Origin of the sequence: Pseudomonas sp. OIL-1 (assembly GCF_010669185.1) — a bacterium.
Classification (GTDB): domain Bacteria; phylum Pseudomonadota; class Gammaproteobacteria; order Pseudomonadales; family Pseudomonadaceae; genus Halopseudomonas; species Halopseudomonas profundi.
On record NZ_CP048629.1, the window covers coordinates 3,657,152 to 3,673,348 of the forward strand.

A 16,197-nucleotide genomic window follows, 5' to 3' on the forward strand; every position below is an offset into this window, starting at 1 on the left:
AGGATCTGCGGCGTGCTGTTTGCACGCCGCAATCAATTCAGGCAGACAAAACCTTCAGACGAATCAATCCTCGTCTTCGTCCTCGGTTTCCTCCGGCTCTTTCATTTTGCTGTCATCGACCAGCGATTCATCACGCTTCATGCGCTTCTGCTTGCTGCGTTCCTCCTCGCCTGCTTCGGCCGGACATTCCAGCGGGAGCAGGAAGGTCTGAGAAACGTCGATCAGACCGATGTTTTCGATGGTGCGACGGCCGATCAATACCGGGTAGGTCATGTCACCGCGATCACGCAACGAAAACTGCTCTTCATATACCTGATCACCCAGGCAGATCGACATCTTGACCACCGGACGCCGCTCCTTACCGCCAGCACCACGCACCAGCACCCGGCGATATACCGGACGCTCGAACTCCATCCGTACCAGTTCGTCGGTATCGGCGTCCTTCACCGGCACGTCATAGCGCACCCATTCCTTGCCTTTACGGGTGAAGGTTTCGATGTTGACCGCATGCATTGACGAGGTCAGCGCGCCGGAATCCACCTTGAGTTTCACGGCCGCCAGTTCCGGCAGGATCTGCGCCTTTTCGATCCAGCCCACCACTACCTGGCCACCGAGCTGCTCGGGTTTGGCGCCGCTTTTGGCATCGTTTTCCATCACTTCGGGTTCAGCATGAGCCGGACCGGCCAGCGCCAATGTGGCCGCGAGACACGCAGCAACGGAATACTGTTTGGTTGATAACCGCATAAAGAGTCCTGAGGAATGGCGACAGAGGAGGTAGACAGAAGAATCGTTTCAAAAGTCCCAACGGCGGCGATTCTATATTATTTCTGAATACTGCGAATCAACCAGACAAAGCGTTAACGCTGCCGAACCTGAGCACCATAGCTCAGCCCTGCTTTGTCCGTGGCCAACGAACCCTTGACGTCAAAAAATCTGTGATATCTGCGACGAAATGCCTCCAGAACTGTCAGCCGCAGCCGATAAGACGGACAAGCCCTGCGTAGCGGGCACGCTTTGCCGCCAAGAACTAGGGTCTGTTGCCGCTTCATCGCGGCCGCGACGGAGGCCCGTTTGGTGCAGAACAAGGCGCGAGAAACGGCAACAGACCCAGCCAACTGCATGGAGCAGAATAATGAAAATGATGCGAACACTCAGGATTAACCAGCGGATCTGGCTGATCCTCATTGTTGCGCTTATCAGCCTGGCCCTTCTTTCGCTGAGCACCCTGTTCAGCATCAAGGAGGAACTGCGCCAGGCGGAGATCACCAAGGCCACCCATCTGGTCGACACCGCACATGACCTGCTCGCCCACTACCATGGCAAGCAGCTGCGTGGCGAGCTGAGCGAACAGGCTGCACGCAAGGAAGCGATCGAGGCCCTGCGCGGATTACGCTACGCCGGGCAGGAATATTTCTGGGTGAATGACCTGAACAACGTCATGATCATGCATCCGATGGCGCCGCAGACTGAGGGGATAGATCTGACCAGCATGGTCAGCCCCAACGGCGAACCCAACGTCATCGTCGAGATGACCAACAAGGTGCGCGACCAGGGCTCGGCCTATCACGAATACACCTGGGTTCGCCCCGGGGGCGTGCCGGGGGAAGACAAGGGTCTGGGCAAGATCGCCGCGTTCAAACACTTCAAACCATGGGATTACATGGTTGGAACAGGCGTATTTGTTGCCGACATGGAAGCGCGATTCATCTCCAAGATGAAGCAATTACTGATTCTGGTTCTGATCATCACCGCACTGATGGCGGGCATTCTGTATGTCATCGGTCGCAGCATTGCCAAGCCACTTGATCAGGTCGTGCGGGCCATGCGCGACGTTGCCAGCGGGGAAGCCGACCTGACCCGGCGCCTGGAAGAAGATGCGCGGGACGAAATCGGCATGATTGCCCGCCATTTCAATGCCTTCACCGCTAACCTTCGGGACATTGTGACCCAGCTGGGCGACAACTCGCGACAACTCAGCAGCGCCGGCCAGCAACTCGACCGTATCAGCGGCAGCAGCCTCGACGGCATGACCCGGCAATCCGAGCGCATGGAGTTGATGGCGACAGCGATTAATGAAATTACCTACGGCGTGCATGATATTGCGCAGAACGCCAGCTCCGCTGCGCAGGAAGTCGAAAGCGCCAGCGAAGGTGCCAGCAACGGTCAGCTGCAGGTCAATAAAACCATCGAGCAGATAGATCACCTCTCCGAGAGCGTCGCCACTGCCGTGCAGCATATGCAGACGCTGTCCAACGATGCCCGGGAGATTACCGCTGTGCTGGACGTGATCCGCAATATTGCCGAGCAGACCAATCTATTGGCGCTTAACGCGGCCATCGAAGCGGCACGCGCCGGGGAATCTGGACGCGGGTTTGCGGTAGTCGCGGATGAGGTACGCAATCTGGCGCAGCGCACCCAGAAGTCGACTGAAGAGATCAACAACATGATCTCCCGACTGCAGAACAACACGCAAACCGTGGTCGAGGTGATCAACAGCAGTAGCCGCTATTCCGCTCTGAGTGTTGAGCAGGTCAACCATGCCGGCGAAGCACTGGCGCAGATCTCCAGATCCATGGAGCAGATGGTTGCCCTGAACGCCTCGATCGCCAGCGCCACAACGCAGCAGTCGACCGTCGTGGAAGAGGTCAATCGCAACGTTATCGAAGCCGCCACCCTGGCGCGCGAAGCAACCGACGGCGCCAGCGAAACCGCCCAGGCCAGTCAGCACCTGGCTGATATCGGCCAGCGGATTGATCTATTGGTGGGACGCTTCAAGGTGTGAATCTGTACCCCCTGGGGGGTGTAGCGCGCCTGCGCTACGCCAGGGTTCACCGCAATATCAAACCCTGTCGGCGCGCAGGCGCACGCCAACCCCAGGGACACACCCAGCCCGGCGCTGCCACAGCGGATCCCGGTGAAATATGACGCGACCAGGCGACGCATCCTGGGGGTGTAGCGCGCCTGCGCTACGCCAGGGTTCACAGCAATATCAAACCCTGTCGGCGCGCAGGCGCACGCCAACCCCAGGGACACACCCAGCCCGGCGCTGCCACGGCGGATCCGGTGAAATATGACGCGACCAGGCGACGCATCCTGGGGGTGTAGCGCGCCTGCGCTACACCAGGGTTCACAGCAATATCAGACCCTGTCGGCGCGCAGGCGCACGCCAACCCCAGGGACACACCCAGCCCGGCGCTGCCACGGCGGATCCCGGTGAAATGTGACGCGACCAGCCAACACATCCTGGGGGTGTAGCGCGCCTGCGCTACGCCAGGGTTCAAAGCAATATCAGACTCTGTCGGCGCGCAGGCGCACGCCAACCCCAGGGACATACCCAGCCCGGCGCTGCCACGGCGGATCCCGGTGAAATGTGACGCGACCAGCCAACACATCCTGGGGGTGTAGCGCGCCTGCGCTACGCCAGGGTTCAAAGCAATATCAGACTCTGTCGGCGCGCAGGCGCACGCCAACCCCAGGGACACACCCAGCCCGGCGCTGCCACGGCGGATCCGGTGAAATATGACGCGACCAGGCGACGCATCCTGGGGGTGTAGCGCGCCTGCGCTACGCCAGGGTTCACCGCAATATCAAACCCTGTCGGCGCGCAGGCGCACGCCAACCCCAGGGACACACCCAGCCCGGCGCGGCCACGGCGGATCCCGGTGAAATATGACGCGACCAGGCGACGCATCCTGGGGGTGTAGCGCGCCTGCGCTACGCCAGGGTTCACCGCAATATCAGACCCTGTCGGCGCGCAGGCGCACGCCAACCCCAGGGACATACCCAGCCCGGCGCTGCCACGGCGGATCCCGGTGAAATATGACGCGACCAGGCGACGCATCCTGGGGGTGTAGCGCGCCTGCGCTACGCCAGGGTTTCGCCCAGACACAGCGCAGAACAAAAATCTGAACCGTCTTAGCCCTTCCCCAGCGACACCAATACCCGCCGGTTCGCCGCCCTGCCTGCTTCCGTCCGATTATCCGCAATCGGATAACGGCCGCCATGAAAGCGCACGCTGATGATATCCCGATCAACACCGTGCTCGGCCAGATACGCCTGCACCACCAATGCACGTTGCCTGGAAAGCTCATGATTGGAAAGCCGGTCGCCATAATTGTCGGAGTGGCCGTTTATCTCGATGCGATCGATATCCGGATCTGCTTCCAGATAGGCAAGCACCACATCGAGAAAAGCACGGGCCTCCTGGTCCAGCGTTCGCGCCCCGCTCGCGAAACGTATCGGGGTAGCCGCTATCTGCTCGAGATTCATCGGCAACAGGCCACCAATACATTCCTGGAAATCGACCCACGCCTGTTGATAGCCGACACTGGATACCACCACACGCACCGAAGCCTCCGAGCCGGCCCAACCGCTACGCTGGATAGTCGGATGAAAACCACCGGCCAGGCCTGCCAGCATCTGACCAGCCTGCTGGTACGGCACGGACATCACCGCACCCTGCTGCACCACGGCCTCACCCAGATAACGCTCGGCACTCCCAGGGCGCCAGGGTGGAGCAGCGTTATACAGAGACGCCGAGCCCGCCCGCATCAGGTTGTCCCATGCCCTGAGCTGAAACGTTGGCTGCTCCCCCGCGCGGCGCACGAATACCGCTTCGCCGTAGCCGGTGACAGCCTGGCTCAACCGGCATTCAAACTGGTCGCCCGCCACTGCCCACTCGACGTCTTCCATGCGCGTCTCGTAAGTGGTCGCCAGAGCAGGCAAAGCCAGTCCAAGCAGGGGTACAGCCAGATACAATCGAACCACGTAGATCTCCGGGCGATAAGCTTTCCATTGCGCCTTACATCGGCCGCGCCGCCTGAAACTTTACCCAAGGCGCGGACCGGAAAAGTCGTCGACGGCGGCTGCGACTATGCCAGCAGTGCATCGTCCAGCGCGGGACAGGGGTCGCGTACAGGACAAAACCTGTCACGACCCTCAGTGTAAAATCGAGGCAATTCCGGTAGCATGGCGCCATTGCAACAGCCTGGAACATCGCGATGACCGACACCCTTTCCATCATCCGGCCGGACGACTGGCACATTCACCTGCGTGATGGCGATGTGCTCTCCGATACGGTCGCAGACGCCTCACGCGTATTCGGTCGGGCGATCATCATGCCTAACCTCGTGCCGCCAGTACGTGACGGTCAGCAGGCGGCGGCTTACAAGGCTCGAATTCAGGCCGCTCGCCCGAGTGGTACCGTGTTCGAGCCATTGATGGTGTTGTATCTGACAGACCAGACCACTCCGGAGATCATCCGTCAGGCCTGGCACAACAAGCAGGCCATCGCGGCAAAGCTGTACCCCGCCGGGGCCACCACCAACTCCGATTCGGGTGTCACCGCCCTGGACAAGATCTACCCGGCGCTGGAAGCGATGGCTGAGGTCGGCATGCTTCTACTGGTGCACGGCGAAGTTACCCACGCCGATGTCGATATCTTTGATCGCGAGAAAAGCTTCATTGACCAGCAGCTGGTTGGCCTGGTCGAGCGTTTTCCCACGCTAAAGGTAGTGTTCGAGCACATCACGACCGCCGACGCTGTGGAGTTTGTACAGAGCGCGTCCGATCGCGTTGCAGCCACCATCACTGCGCATCACCTGCTGTATAACCGCAACCACCTGCTGGCAGGCGGGGTCCGCCCGCACTTCTATTGTCTGCCGATCCTCAAGCGCCAACGTCACCAGCAGGCGCTGGGCGATGCGGTCGCGACCGGCTCGCGCAAGTTCTTTCTGGGTACCGATTCGGCACCGCATGCCGGCCATGCCAAGGAAGCCGCCTGCGGATGTGCCGGGTGCTATACCGCGTATGCAGCCATCGAGCTGTACGCCGAAGCATTCGACTCGCTTGGCGTGCTGGACAAGCTCGAGGCCTTCGCCAGTTTCAACGGGCCGGACTTCTACGGCCTGCCGCGCAATACCGATCGTATTACCCTGGTTCGCGAGAGCTGGAATGCTCCGCACACGCTGCCGTTCGGAGGCCAGTCTGTGGTCCCGTTGCGTGCCGGCGAAACAATCAACTGGCGAGTAGTTCAATCGCCTGCAAGCTAAGGATCGCCAGTGAGCGAGTTTGAATTCGACGACAACATTGATAATGCAACCCAGCCATCGGGACCCAAGCCGCCCATGGCCTACCGCTTCCGCGGTTTTCTGCCGGTTGTAGTGGATGTCGAGACCGGCGGCTTCAATGCCGCTACCGATGCGTTGCTGGAAATAGCCGCCACCACCATCAGCATGGATGAGGACGGCATGGTCTACCCGGACCACACGCATTTCTTCCGCGTGGAGCCCTTCGAGGGCGCAAACGTCGAACCGGCAGCGCTGGAGTTCACCGGCATCAAGCTGGACCATCCGTTGCGCATGGCTGTCGACGAACACCATGCCCTGACCGAGATCTTCAAGCACATTCGCAAGGCCGTAAAGTCCGCCGGCTGCAAGCGCGCGGTGCTGGTCGGGCACAACGCCTTCTTCGATCTGGGCTTCGTCAACGCAGCCGTCGAGCGCACCCAGATCAAGCGTAACCCTTTTCACCCTTTTTCCTGCTTTGACACCGCCACCCTCGGCGGCCTGGCCTACGGACAGACCGTGCTCGCCAAGGCCTGCGCTGCGGCCGGCATAGACTTCGATGGTCGCGAGGCCCATTCGGCGCGCTATGACACCGAGAAGACGGCAGATCTGTTCTGCGCCATCGTTAACCGCTGGCGGGAAATGGGCGGCTGGCCCCCGGTCTGAGCTCTATTCGCAATGCCCCTTGGGCATCCAGGTGAACAGCCGCAACCGCTGTCCCTGGATGCTGCAGGCGTATTTCGCAACATCAGCCTGCCCAGCTCTTATTCTTTTTCCCCATAACAAAAGGCCGGCTCGGTAACTTGCAGGAATGGTCAGCGGCGGCTATTTTCAGAGATGGCACCAATCTTCCGCTACACTTCAGTTGTTATTCCGGCAACAGCTAATAATTGGATGGAGACAGACGATGCAACATGCACGTCGGCCTCGATCAGAAAAAGGAGTCATTCCAGATGAAACGCACTTCACTTGCCGTACTTTTTTCCGCCGCGATCGCGTGCGCTGGCATCACTGCCACCCCGGCAGTCGCCCAGGAAAACTTCGTCACCATCGGTACTGGCGGACAAACCGGCGTGTATTACGTTGTCGGTCAGTCAGTGTGCCGGTTGATCAACCGCAACAGCAACGAACACGGTATTCGTTGTAATGCTCCGTCGAGCGGTGGTTCGGTAGCCAACGTAAACGCCATCCGTGGCGGAGAAATGGACATGGGCGTCGTCCAGTCCGATGTACAGTTCAAAGCCTACAAGGGTATCGAGAACTTTGAAGATGCCGGAGCCTTCGAAAAACTCCGTGCGATTTTCGCGCTGCACGGCGAGCCCCTTACCGTCGTTGCCCGCCGCGATGCGAACATTGAAACGGTCAAGGATCTGAAGGGCAAGCGCGTCAATATCGGCAACCCCGGCTCGGGTCAGCGCGACACCATGGATGTAGTCATGGACGCGCTCGGCTGGACGCGTTCCGACTTCGCGCTGGCATCCGAGCTGGACGCAGCCGAGCAGGCCGCGGCACTGGGTGACAACAACGTCGACGCCATGGTGTATGTGGCCGGCCACCCGAACGGTTCGATCCAGGAAGCAACCACCACCGTTGATTCGGTATTGGTGTCGGTATCCGGTGAGGAAATAGACGAACTGATCGAAGAACGCCCTTACTACGCCAAAGCAACCATTCCAGGCGGACTGTATCGTGGCAATGACGAGGACGTGGAAACCTTTGGCGTGCGCGCCACGCTGGTGACCTCGGCTGACACTCCGGAAGAAACCGTGTACCAGACCGTCAAGGCCGTATTCGAGAACTTCGACCGGTTCAAGCGCCTGCATCCGGCTTTCGCGACGCTGACTGAGGAAGAAATGATCAAGGAAGGTCTCTCCGTTCCGCTGCACGATGGCGCAGTGCGCTATTACAAGGAACGAGGCTGGATGTAACCCTGTACCGGGCCGCTTACAGCGGCCCGTTTACCTTCTGGAACAGCTGACGCAGGGTCTGCCATGAGCGAACAGAATCTCCAACGCGACGATACGGATACCGAACTGGAGGATATGGTCGCCTCCTCCGATACCGGTGCCCGTAAGCCCGGCGGTGCAACCGGCAAACTGCTGGTGTGTGTCGCTGCCGCCTGGTCATTATTTCAGCTGTGGATCGCCTCGCCATTGCCTTATATGGTTGGCTTCGGTGTGTTTAACAGTGCCGAGGCGCGTTCAATCCACCTGGCGTTCGCCGTATTCCTCGGCTTCATGGCCTTCCCTGCGCTCAAGCGCTCCCCACGCAACTACGTGCCGATCCTTGACTGGGTTCTCGCCCTGGTCGCCTCCTTCTGTGCAGCCTATCTCTTCATATTCTATTCCGAGCTGGCCAGCCGGCCCGGGAGCCCCACGACGACCGACGTTGTGGTAGGTGTAACCGGCCTGATCATGCTGCTTGAGGCAACCCGCCGTGCGCTGGGTCCGCCGCTGATGATCGTCGCCTCGATATTCATTATCTATTCCCTGGCCGGCCCTCATATGCCGGGCATCCTGGCCCACCGGGGCGTCAGCCTTGAATCCCTGACCAACCACCAGTGGCTGACCAGCCAGGGCGTGTTCGGTATTGCGCTCGGCGTATCGACCAGTTTCGTGTTCCTGTTCGTACTGTTCGGTGCGCTGCTGGACAAGGCGGGCGCCGGCAACTATTTCATCAAGGTCGCCTTCTCATTGCTCGGCCATTATCGAGGTGGCCCGGCCAAAGCCGCCGTGGTCGCGTCCGGCATGACCGGTCTGATTTCCGGCTCCTCCATTGCCAACGTGGTAACCACCGGGACCTTCACTATCCCGATGATGAAACGCGTGGGCTTCTCCTCCGAAAAGGCCGGCGCGGTGGAAGTCGCCTCATCGGTGAACGGCCAGATCATGCCGCCGGTGATGGGCGCCGCGGCGTTTCTCATGGTCGAGTACGTCGGTATTTCCTACGTCGAAGTCATCAAGCACGCCTTCCTGCCGGCGTTGATTTCCTATATTGCGCTGGTCTATATCGTGCATCTGGAAGCCATGAAGGCCGGCATGCAAGGTCTGGAATCGAGCAACCCGCCCCGCCCATTTGTGCGCAAGGTGATCGGCTTTCTGACCGGGCTCCTGTTGTTGATGGCGCTATCACTAGCGGTCTATTACGGCCTCGGTTGGCTCAAACCGATCCTCGGTGACAGCGCGTTCTGGGTGATATCCGCGATTCTGATGGCGGTCTACGTCGGACTGCTGAAACTGGGTTCCCAATATCCTGTACTGGAACTGGACGACCCTGATTCGCCAGTCTTGAAACTCCCGCAGACCCGCCCCACGGTCATGTCCGGCCTGCACTACATCCTGCCGGTGATCGTGTTGATCTGGTGCTTGATGGTTGAGCGGCTATCGCCCGGCCTGTCGGCATTCTGGGCCACTGTGTTCATGATCATCATCATCCTCACCCAGCGTCCGCTGATCGCCCTGTTCCGCGGCCAGAGCGCGCTGGGCGATGACCTCATGCACGGGTTGAGCGACCTGTGGCAGGGCCTGGTAGCAGGCGCGCGCAACATGATCGGCATCGGCATCGCGACAGCCACAGCCGGCATTATCGTCGGTGCGGTATCACAGACCGGGGTGGGTCTGGTTCTGGCGGATCTGGTGGAGCTGCTGTCGATGGGCAACCTGATGCTGATGCTTATCCTGACAGCCGTGCTCAGCCTTATTCTGGGCATGGGGTTGCCAACAACCGCCAACTATATCGTGGTATCGGCATTGCTTGCCCCGGTGGTAGTAACCCTCGGTCAGCAGAACGGGTTGATCGTCCCGTTGATCGCAGTGCACCTGTTCGTGTTCTTCTTCGGCATCATGGCGGACGTCACGCCCCCGGTCGGCCTGGCTTCCTTCGCGGCCGCGGCGGTATCCGGCGGTGATCCGATCCGCACTGGTTTCCAGGCGTTCTATTACAGCCTGCGCACCGCTGCCCTGCCGTTCCTGTTCATCTTCAATACCGACTTGCTGCTGATCGACGTCGGCCTGTGGCACGGCATCGTGATATTTATCGTGGCGACCATAGCCATGCTGATATTTGCCGCTGCCACGCAGGGATGGCTGGTGGTACGCAACCGCTGGTACGAAAATATTCTGCTGTTACTGGTCGCCTTCACTCTGTTCCGTCCGGGCTTCTGGATGGACATCATCCATGACCCCTACGAGTCGATCCCGCCCGCCGAGCTGACCCAGGCCCTGGAGCGCGTCGATGAAGGCAGCCACCTACGGATGCAGATCGCAGGCCTGGACAAGCTCGGAGATCCGCGCACCTTCCATTTGCTGGTCCCCGTGCCTGACGGCGCAACCGGAGAGGAACGAATGGACGAACTGGGCTTGATGCTGATGCAGGATGGCGAGCGTACCCTGGTGGATATGGTTACCTATGGCAGTCTCGCCGCCGACCTGGGGTTCGACTTCGACCAGGAAATCCTCGAAGTGCTGGCTCCCGTGGACCGCATCGCCAAGGAATGGATGTGGATACCAGGCCTGTTACTGTTCGCCATGATCGTCGGGCTGCAGTGGTCGCGCCGCAAGCCCACCGACAAGCCGCGTGTGGAGGCGACTGCCCGTGTATAACAAGATCCTGCTGGCCATCGATCTGAACCATAAGGCATCCTGGCAAAAAGCGCTGCCAGTCGCGCTGGAACTGTGCCGGGCCCATGAGGCATCGCTGTTCATCGTCACCGTATTGCCGGATTTCGGCCTGCCGCTGGTTGGGGGCTTCTTTCCCAAGGACTTTGCCGCCAAGGCGAAGAAGGCCTTCAGCGACAACCTGCGCGAATTCGTCAAGGAGATGATCCCCAAGGACGTGAAAGTGCAACGCGTCGTGGCGGATGGCAAACCCTATGAAGCAATACTGCGTGTCGCCAAAAAGCAGGAAGTCGATCTGATCGTCATGTCGTCGCACAAACGCAAACGCCTCGAAGACTACGTGCTGGGGACTAATGCCCTGCGCGTGGTCCAGCAGTCGAAACGGTCGGTGATGATCGTACGTTAGGTTTGGGCTCGATTGAGCAGACCCGTACCTGCATAACCACTGGGACGCGCTCGATCAATTCGAAGGCGAAGAGTACCAGCGTACCCTGGCCGCCATCACGCTGGATAGCGGCGAACAGGTGGACGCGTTTGTCTACGCCCTCAATGCAATACCTTGACGCAGCTTATAGCGCATGCCGGGATATATGTTTCGATATCTCCACGATTGCTGTTCTGCCGGTGAATTCGAACTGCACTTTGCCCAGTGAAGAGAAGTATATTTGCAGCTCGGAATCAATATCGAAGGTGCCGGACGTTTCGATTGAATACGCCACGATCTCCTTATATGGCAAAGAGGTGAAATCCTTCTTGCTGCCAGTAAGGCCCTGCACGTTTACCGCGATGATTCGCTTGTTGGTAAATACAACGCCATCACGCATGGACTTGTATGAGTCGATGACTTGCTCGCCCTCCATCAGCAGCTCGGCGACCCTGTCGGCGTATTCCTTGTTCTGTTTAAGCTTGAAGAAACCCTTGTTTTCGAAATCGATCATGGCGCAACCTTTTCTTCACAGCGCCTGATAGCGCCGATGGATGAGAATTCGCGCGCCGCTCTGCAGCTGGCGCCTCGGAACAGTGTCGCGAACCTCACCGGGGTTGGCCAGTGTCTTGTGCATATGGATTGCCAAATCAAACCGGAATCCCCCCTAACCCCCCTTTTTCAAAGTGGGGACCGTGCGTGCAGGCCTGGAGATCCATGTCGTTCTGAGAGATAGGCTCATACCGGAATAAAACACCGGCCGCCGCTAACCAGTTTCACATTTTTGAAATACCCAGCCACATGCAAGCGCCAGTGCCTGGAGCCATAGTCTGCCGCTGCCCGGACAAGTCCCCCACTTTGAAAAAGGGGGGTTAGGGGGGATTCAGCTTTTTTGCTAGCGTCCCGATATAGGTCCAGACATACCCATTCGCCCATCCAAGCAATGCCGGCGCAAGCTACGCTCCGCTCCTCGCTTACTGCCTGTCGAATACCGTGATGGTGACGGACGAAAGCCCCGGGGTGATGGTCCCTACAAACCCTTTATCGTTCAGCCAGGCGTATTTGCCTGAGGTGCTCGCTTCGAACAGCGGGCGCGTCAGCGAGGAGTTGCCATAATCTCCACAGTTTCGCACCACGATGGTTTCGCCATCGCTGGTCTGCAAGGTATAACGCGCCTCCAGGCTCAGATCCCCATCAACCGTTAACTGATAATCCGCGCCGCCCGGATTGACCTCTCCGGCAAAATCGCCCGAAAAACTGCCCCCTGTGATGGGAATAATGCGCCGCGAGCCGTATTTCGAATCCCCTATGCTCTGGAACCCGCCAATCCCAACTCTGGCTTGGAGTATCTGGTTACCACTATCCGCTCCAGCCGGAAGCGCTGGGCAGTCCCAGGATTGTTGGCGCAGTCCGTTATCACTGGGCGTCGTTACGACCTGATCATTACCGCCTGGCTGTGGATTCTGATACAGGCTCAGGCGCACGCCCGCATCCGTCTGCTCTCTGACGCCTACGTAAGTGCCCTGATGCAACCAGTTCAAGGAACTGTTATTCGGCGCTTCGAAATCCGCCACGAAACGAACGTTATCGCCATCGGCCACACCACAGTTGCGCATGTACACCTGGGTGCCGTCAGCCGTACGGATGGTATAGCGACTCTCATGCTCAACCGCCCCGCTCGGCAGTGCCAGATTGAAATCAAGCGCGCCGGATTGGATGCTGCCATTCAGGTCACTGCTGGTGTCATTGAGCCGCCCGCCATTGACCGTTACCACGCTACGCTGACCATAAGGCGTCTGCCCCAGATCTTTCACGCTGCCTGTGGGCAACAGCGCAGTAAACAGCAGCTCGCCACTGCTGGGGTCCGGAATCCCATCGGGCATACCGCAGTCCCAGCTGCTATCCGGAACGATGGTCGTGCGTTCGCCGGTTGGCGGCTCTTCACAGGGCGCGCCCCCGCAATCATCGTTGCCCTCGCCCACTTCGCCATTGAGCACAATACTGCGCAATTCTGCCCGGTCGAAATAGGTATTGGCGTCAAGGCTGAAACGCAGTCTGAGCTCGCTTTCAGCCGGCGGAAGAGAAAGTGTCGTGCTGCCGGACGCATCGCGCGAGAATTCCAGAACGGTGAAGGCGCCGCCATCGACCGAGACTTCAGCAATCAAGGATTCGCCCGCCTCCAGACCAGAGGTTTCCCGGCTGTAGGTCAACGAGAGGCCGCTAGCACCCTTGGTGCGGATAACCTCGGAGGTAATGGATGAAGTAGCGGAAAAACTGCCATGCAGCCGCGCATAGCCATTGTTCACCGTAACGCGACCCTCGCTGCTGAAGCCCGCGCTGCCGCCAGTGAAATGTTCCTGATACAGCACATCCGAGACTGCATAGGGAGCGGTACATGCCAACGCCAGTCCGACAACACCCCGCCGAATGCGTCCAGCTGCAGAATATGTCGGGAAACGCGATCTATCCGTGTCATTCATAGCTTCGTCGTCCTCAGTTGATTGGTGAGTCATTCGCGGGTTCGACGAAGTGAATGATCATTCTGTTCCGGCGGGATTGGTGGAATGGCGAGTGGATCTCAGCATGTAGCCTCGACGAAACCCGAATCCCCCCTAGCCCCCCTTTTTCAAAGTGGGGGACCGTTTGTGCATGCTGGATCCTCAATGTCGTTCTGACAGGATATGTGTTCTGTTCTAGCGGGATCAGTGAAATATCGACTGGGTTTCAGCAGGTGTCCAGGGCGAAGCCCGAATCCCCCCTAGCCCCCCTTTTTCAAAGTGGGGGATCGTGCGTGCACGCTCGGATATCCATGTCGTTCTGATAAATGGGCCTGTACCTGGAATAAAAACCAGCCGCGACGCGGACAAGTCCCCCACTTTGAAAAAGGGGGGCTAGGGGGGATTAAGATTTTGATAAAACAATCAACCACCAGCCTCCCACTGCTGATTAGCCCACAGCTGTGCATAGGCCCCATTCGCTTCCAGCAGACGCGCATGATTACCCTGCTCCACCACCCGCCCCTGCTCGAGCACCAGAATATTGTCCGCGTGCACGATAGTGGAAAGCCTGTGCGCGATCGCCAAGGTCGTGCGCCGGCGCGATATCTGGTTCAGTGAATCCAGAATCAGCCGCTCGGCATGGGTATCGAGCGACGAGGTCGCCTCATCCAGAATCAGGATGGCCGGATCCTTGAGCAACACCCGGGCAATGGAAATGCGCTGCTTCTCCCCGCCGGACAGTTTCAGCCCACGCTCGCCCACCTGAGTATCCAGTCCCTGCGGCAACCGACTGACGAAATCTTCCAGTTGCGCCATACGCAGCACGCGCCAGATTTCATCCTCACTAGCACCGGGGCAGCCGTAGGCGATGTTGTAGCCGATGGTGTCGTTGAACAGCACTGTGTCCTGCGGCACCACGCCGATAGCGCGGCGTAAACTGTCTTGCGTGACCGAACGAATATCCTGGCCATCTATACGAATGGCACCCTGGCTAACGTCATAAAAACGGAACAGCAGGCGTGCCAGGGTGGACTTGCCGGCACCGCTGGGGCCGACGATAGCGAGCGTTTGCCCGGCGGGAATCTCGAAGGACAGGTTATCCAGGATCAGCCGCTCCTCGTTGTAGGCATGGCTGACTCCCTCGAACTTAACTGCCCCGCCTCGTAGTTCAAGCGGCGCAGCATCCGGTGCGTCGCCTACCTTGACCGGTGTGCCCAGTAAACCAAACAGGCGCTCGATATTGGTCAACGCCTCGCGGATCTCGCGATAGATGAACCCCAGAAAATTCAGTGGGATGAACAGCTGGATCATGTAGGCGTTGATCATCACCAGCTCGCCCAGCGACATGTCTCCATTAGCAACCTGCCCGGCCGCCATGAACATCATCAGGGTGACCGATCCAGCGATAATAAACGCCTGCCCGGAATTGAGCGCCGCCAGCGACAGGCGGTTCTTCATCCGCGCAGCCTCCCACCCCTCAAGGTGGCGGTCATATTCCTGCGCCTCGAACGCCTCGTTGCCGAAGTACTTCACCGTCTCGTAGTTCAGCAGGCTATCCACCGCCCGCGTATTGGAGCGGTTATCCATCTTGTTGCTCTCGCGCACAAAGCGGTTGCGCCACTCGGTACACCAGATTGAGAAGCCGCCATAGATCAACACCGCGCCGAGTACGGTCGCCGCGTACATCGGACTGAAATTGATCAGCAGAATGACCGCAATCAAGCCGATCTCGACCAGCGTCGGCAGGATGTTGAATACCATGAAGCGCAACAGGAAGCTGATACCGCTGGTCCCGCGCTCAATGTCACGCGCCAGCCCACCGGTACGGCGGGACAGGTGGAAGCCCAGGTCGAGCCGGTGCAGGTGTTCAAATACGCGCAGCGATATACGCCGCATCGCGCGCTCGGCCACCCTGGCGAACACCGCATCGCGCAACTCGGAAAAGAAAACAGAGGAAAAGCGCAGCAGTCCGTATGCCGCCAGCAAGGCTACCGGGACCAGCACCAGCGCGTCTGCTGCCGATTCGAAGTGCTCGACGATGAGCTTCAGCGCCCATGGCACCGCCACCCCGGCCAGCTTGGCGATCAGTAGAAAGCCCATGGCGACCGCAACGCGGCCACGGAATTCTTTCAGATAGGGAGCAAGGCTGGAGATGATGCTCCAGTTGACCGGACCACCGGCGTATTGACTGTCACTGCTTGGGCGCACGCGGGATTCCTGTTACTGCGGAAAACGCACAGTATAGGGCCAGGTGCTTTGGGAATGCTGGTCCTGGTGCAGACGTCGCTTGCATTGATGTTGCAGCCGTACACGGCAAACCCCGAATCCCCCTAGCCCCCTTTGCCAAAGGGGGAGTGTTCGAGCTGCTGATGATGTTGGCGTCTGGCTGGTGCTTCTGAGTTGCGGTGTGCGGGTTGAACTCAGAACCAGACTTAGACCCAGACGCAGAGCCAGAACTGGGTATTAATCATCGGGCGAAACCAAATCCCCCTAGCCCCCTTTGCCAAAGGGGGGATTGATCGAGCTGCTGATGATGTTGGCGTCTGGCTGGTGCTTTTGAGGTGCGGTGATGGTTAAAGCCACAACCACAAACC

14 protein-coding genes and 1 pseudogene are annotated in these 16,197 nt (G+C 59.2%); 8 read left to right on the forward strand and 7 right to left on the reverse strand.

Annotated elements, in window-relative coordinates:
* Nucleotides 1-63: 63 nt before the first annotated feature.
* Nucleotides 64-744: an ATP-dependent zinc protease gene (locus G3M63_RS16890; RefSeq protein ID WP_223824925.1), complete on the reverse strand. Its 681-nt coding sequence runs from the start codon at nucleotides 742-744 to the stop codon at nucleotides 64-66.
* Nucleotides 745-1,141: 397 nt separating this feature from the next.
* On the opposite strand from G3M63_RS16890, the pseudogene G3M63_RS19795 reads away from it, so the two are divergent.
* Together G3M63_RS19795 and G3M63_RS19800 are read left to right on the forward strand one after the other, a co-directional pair.
* Nucleotides 1,142-1,927, forward strand: a pseudogene (locus G3M63_RS19795) (cache domain-containing protein); the annotation flags it as partial.
* A gap of 129 nt (nucleotides 1,928-2,056) precedes the next feature.
* Nucleotides 2,057-2,782 carry a methyl-accepting chemotaxis protein gene (locus tag G3M63_RS19800; RefSeq protein WP_371923591.1) on the forward strand — a complete coding sequence of 242 codons (726 nt, stop codon included), beginning with the start codon at nucleotides 2,057-2,059 and terminating at the stop codon, nucleotides 2,780-2,782.
* A gap of 196 nt (nucleotides 2,783-2,978) precedes the next feature.
* Here the strand turns inward: G3M63_RS19800 and G3M63_RS16900 are convergent, their stop codons facing one another.
* From G3M63_RS16900 to G3M63_RS16910, 3 genes are read right to left on the reverse strand one after another with little or no spacing between them, the layout of a single operon-like run.
* On the reverse strand, nucleotides 2,979-3,431 hold the full coding sequence (locus G3M63_RS16900; RefSeq protein ID WP_163983853.1) for a hypothetical protein: 453 nt from the start codon (nucleotides 3,429-3,431) through the stop codon (nucleotides 2,979-2,981).
* Nucleotides 3,428-3,889 (reverse strand): hypothetical protein, encoded by a 462-nt coding sequence (locus G3M63_RS16905; RefSeq protein ID WP_163983854.1) that lies wholly within the window; start codon nucleotides 3,887-3,889, stop codon nucleotides 3,428-3,430. Before G3M63_RS16905 ends, G3M63_RS16900 begins: the two co-directional genes overlap by 4 nt.
* 26 nt (nucleotides 3,890-3,915) lie before the next feature.
* Nucleotides 3,916-4,767 carry an OmpA family protein gene (locus tag G3M63_RS16910; RefSeq protein WP_163983855.1) on the reverse strand — a complete coding sequence of 284 codons (852 nt, stop codon included), beginning with the start codon at nucleotides 4,765-4,767 and terminating at the stop codon, nucleotides 3,916-3,918.
* A 233-nt stretch (nucleotides 4,768-5,000) separates the two neighbouring features.
* Here G3M63_RS16910 and pyrC point away from each other — a divergent pair, with 233 nt between their 5' ends.
* From pyrC to G3M63_RS19805, 6 genes are all read left to right on the forward strand, one after another.
* Nucleotides 5,001-6,050 (forward strand): dihydroorotase, encoded by a 1,050-nt coding sequence (gene pyrC / locus G3M63_RS16915; RefSeq protein ID WP_163983856.1) that lies wholly within the window; start codon nucleotides 5,001-5,003, stop codon nucleotides 6,048-6,050.
* A 9-nt stretch (nucleotides 6,051-6,059) separates the two neighbouring features.
* Entirely contained in the window at nucleotides 6,060-6,731 is a 672-nt protein-coding gene (gene rnt, locus G3M63_RS16920) for a ribonuclease T (protein ID WP_163983857.1), read from the forward strand.
* A gap of 287 nt (nucleotides 6,732-7,018) precedes the next feature.
* A complete protein-coding gene (locus G3M63_RS16925) occupies nucleotides 7,019-7,993 on the forward strand; it encodes a TAXI family TRAP transporter solute-binding subunit (protein WP_150299094.1) in 975 nt (324 codons plus the stop codon).
* 63 nt (nucleotides 7,994-8,056) lie between these two features.
* Entirely contained in the window at nucleotides 8,057-10,666 is a 2,610-nt protein-coding gene (locus G3M63_RS16930) for a TRAP transporter permease (RefSeq protein ID WP_163983858.1), read from the forward strand.
* Complete coding sequence (locus tag G3M63_RS16935; RefSeq protein ID WP_150299096.1) at nucleotides 10,659-11,087, forward strand: universal stress protein; 429 nt, start codon at nucleotides 10,659-10,661, stop codon at nucleotides 11,085-11,087. The genes G3M63_RS16930 and G3M63_RS16935 overlap by 8 nt, the downstream gene beginning before the upstream one ends.
* A 28-nt stretch (nucleotides 11,088-11,115) precedes the next feature.
* Nucleotides 11,116-11,244: a gamma-glutamylcyclotransferase gene (locus tag G3M63_RS19805; RefSeq protein ID WP_163984315.1), complete on the forward strand. Its 129-nt coding sequence runs from the start codon at nucleotides 11,116-11,118 to the stop codon at nucleotides 11,242-11,244.
* Nucleotides 11,245-11,250: 6 nt separating this feature from the next.
* Here G3M63_RS19805 and G3M63_RS16945 read toward each other — a convergent pair whose 3' ends face one another.
* From G3M63_RS16945 to G3M63_RS16955, 3 genes are all read right to left on the reverse strand, one after another.
* Nucleotides 11,251-11,619 (reverse strand): PH domain-containing protein, encoded by a 369-nt coding sequence (locus G3M63_RS16945; protein WP_163983859.1) that lies wholly within the window; start codon nucleotides 11,617-11,619, stop codon nucleotides 11,251-11,253.
* A gap of 460 nt (nucleotides 11,620-12,079) precedes the next feature.
* The gene (locus G3M63_RS16950) at nucleotides 12,080-13,585 is read right to left on the reverse strand and encodes a DUF3237 family protein (RefSeq protein ID WP_163983860.1); all 1,506 of its coding nucleotides are present in this window, start codon (nucleotides 13,583-13,585) and stop codon (nucleotides 12,080-12,082) included.
* A 441-nt stretch (nucleotides 13,586-14,026) separates the two neighbouring features.
* Nucleotides 14,027-15,811, reverse strand: a complete 1,785-nt coding sequence (locus tag G3M63_RS16955; RefSeq protein WP_163983861.1) for an ABC transporter ATP-binding protein/permease — start codon at nucleotides 15,809-15,811, stop codon at nucleotides 14,027-14,029.
* Between the last annotated feature and the right edge of the window lie 386 nt (nucleotides 15,812-16,197).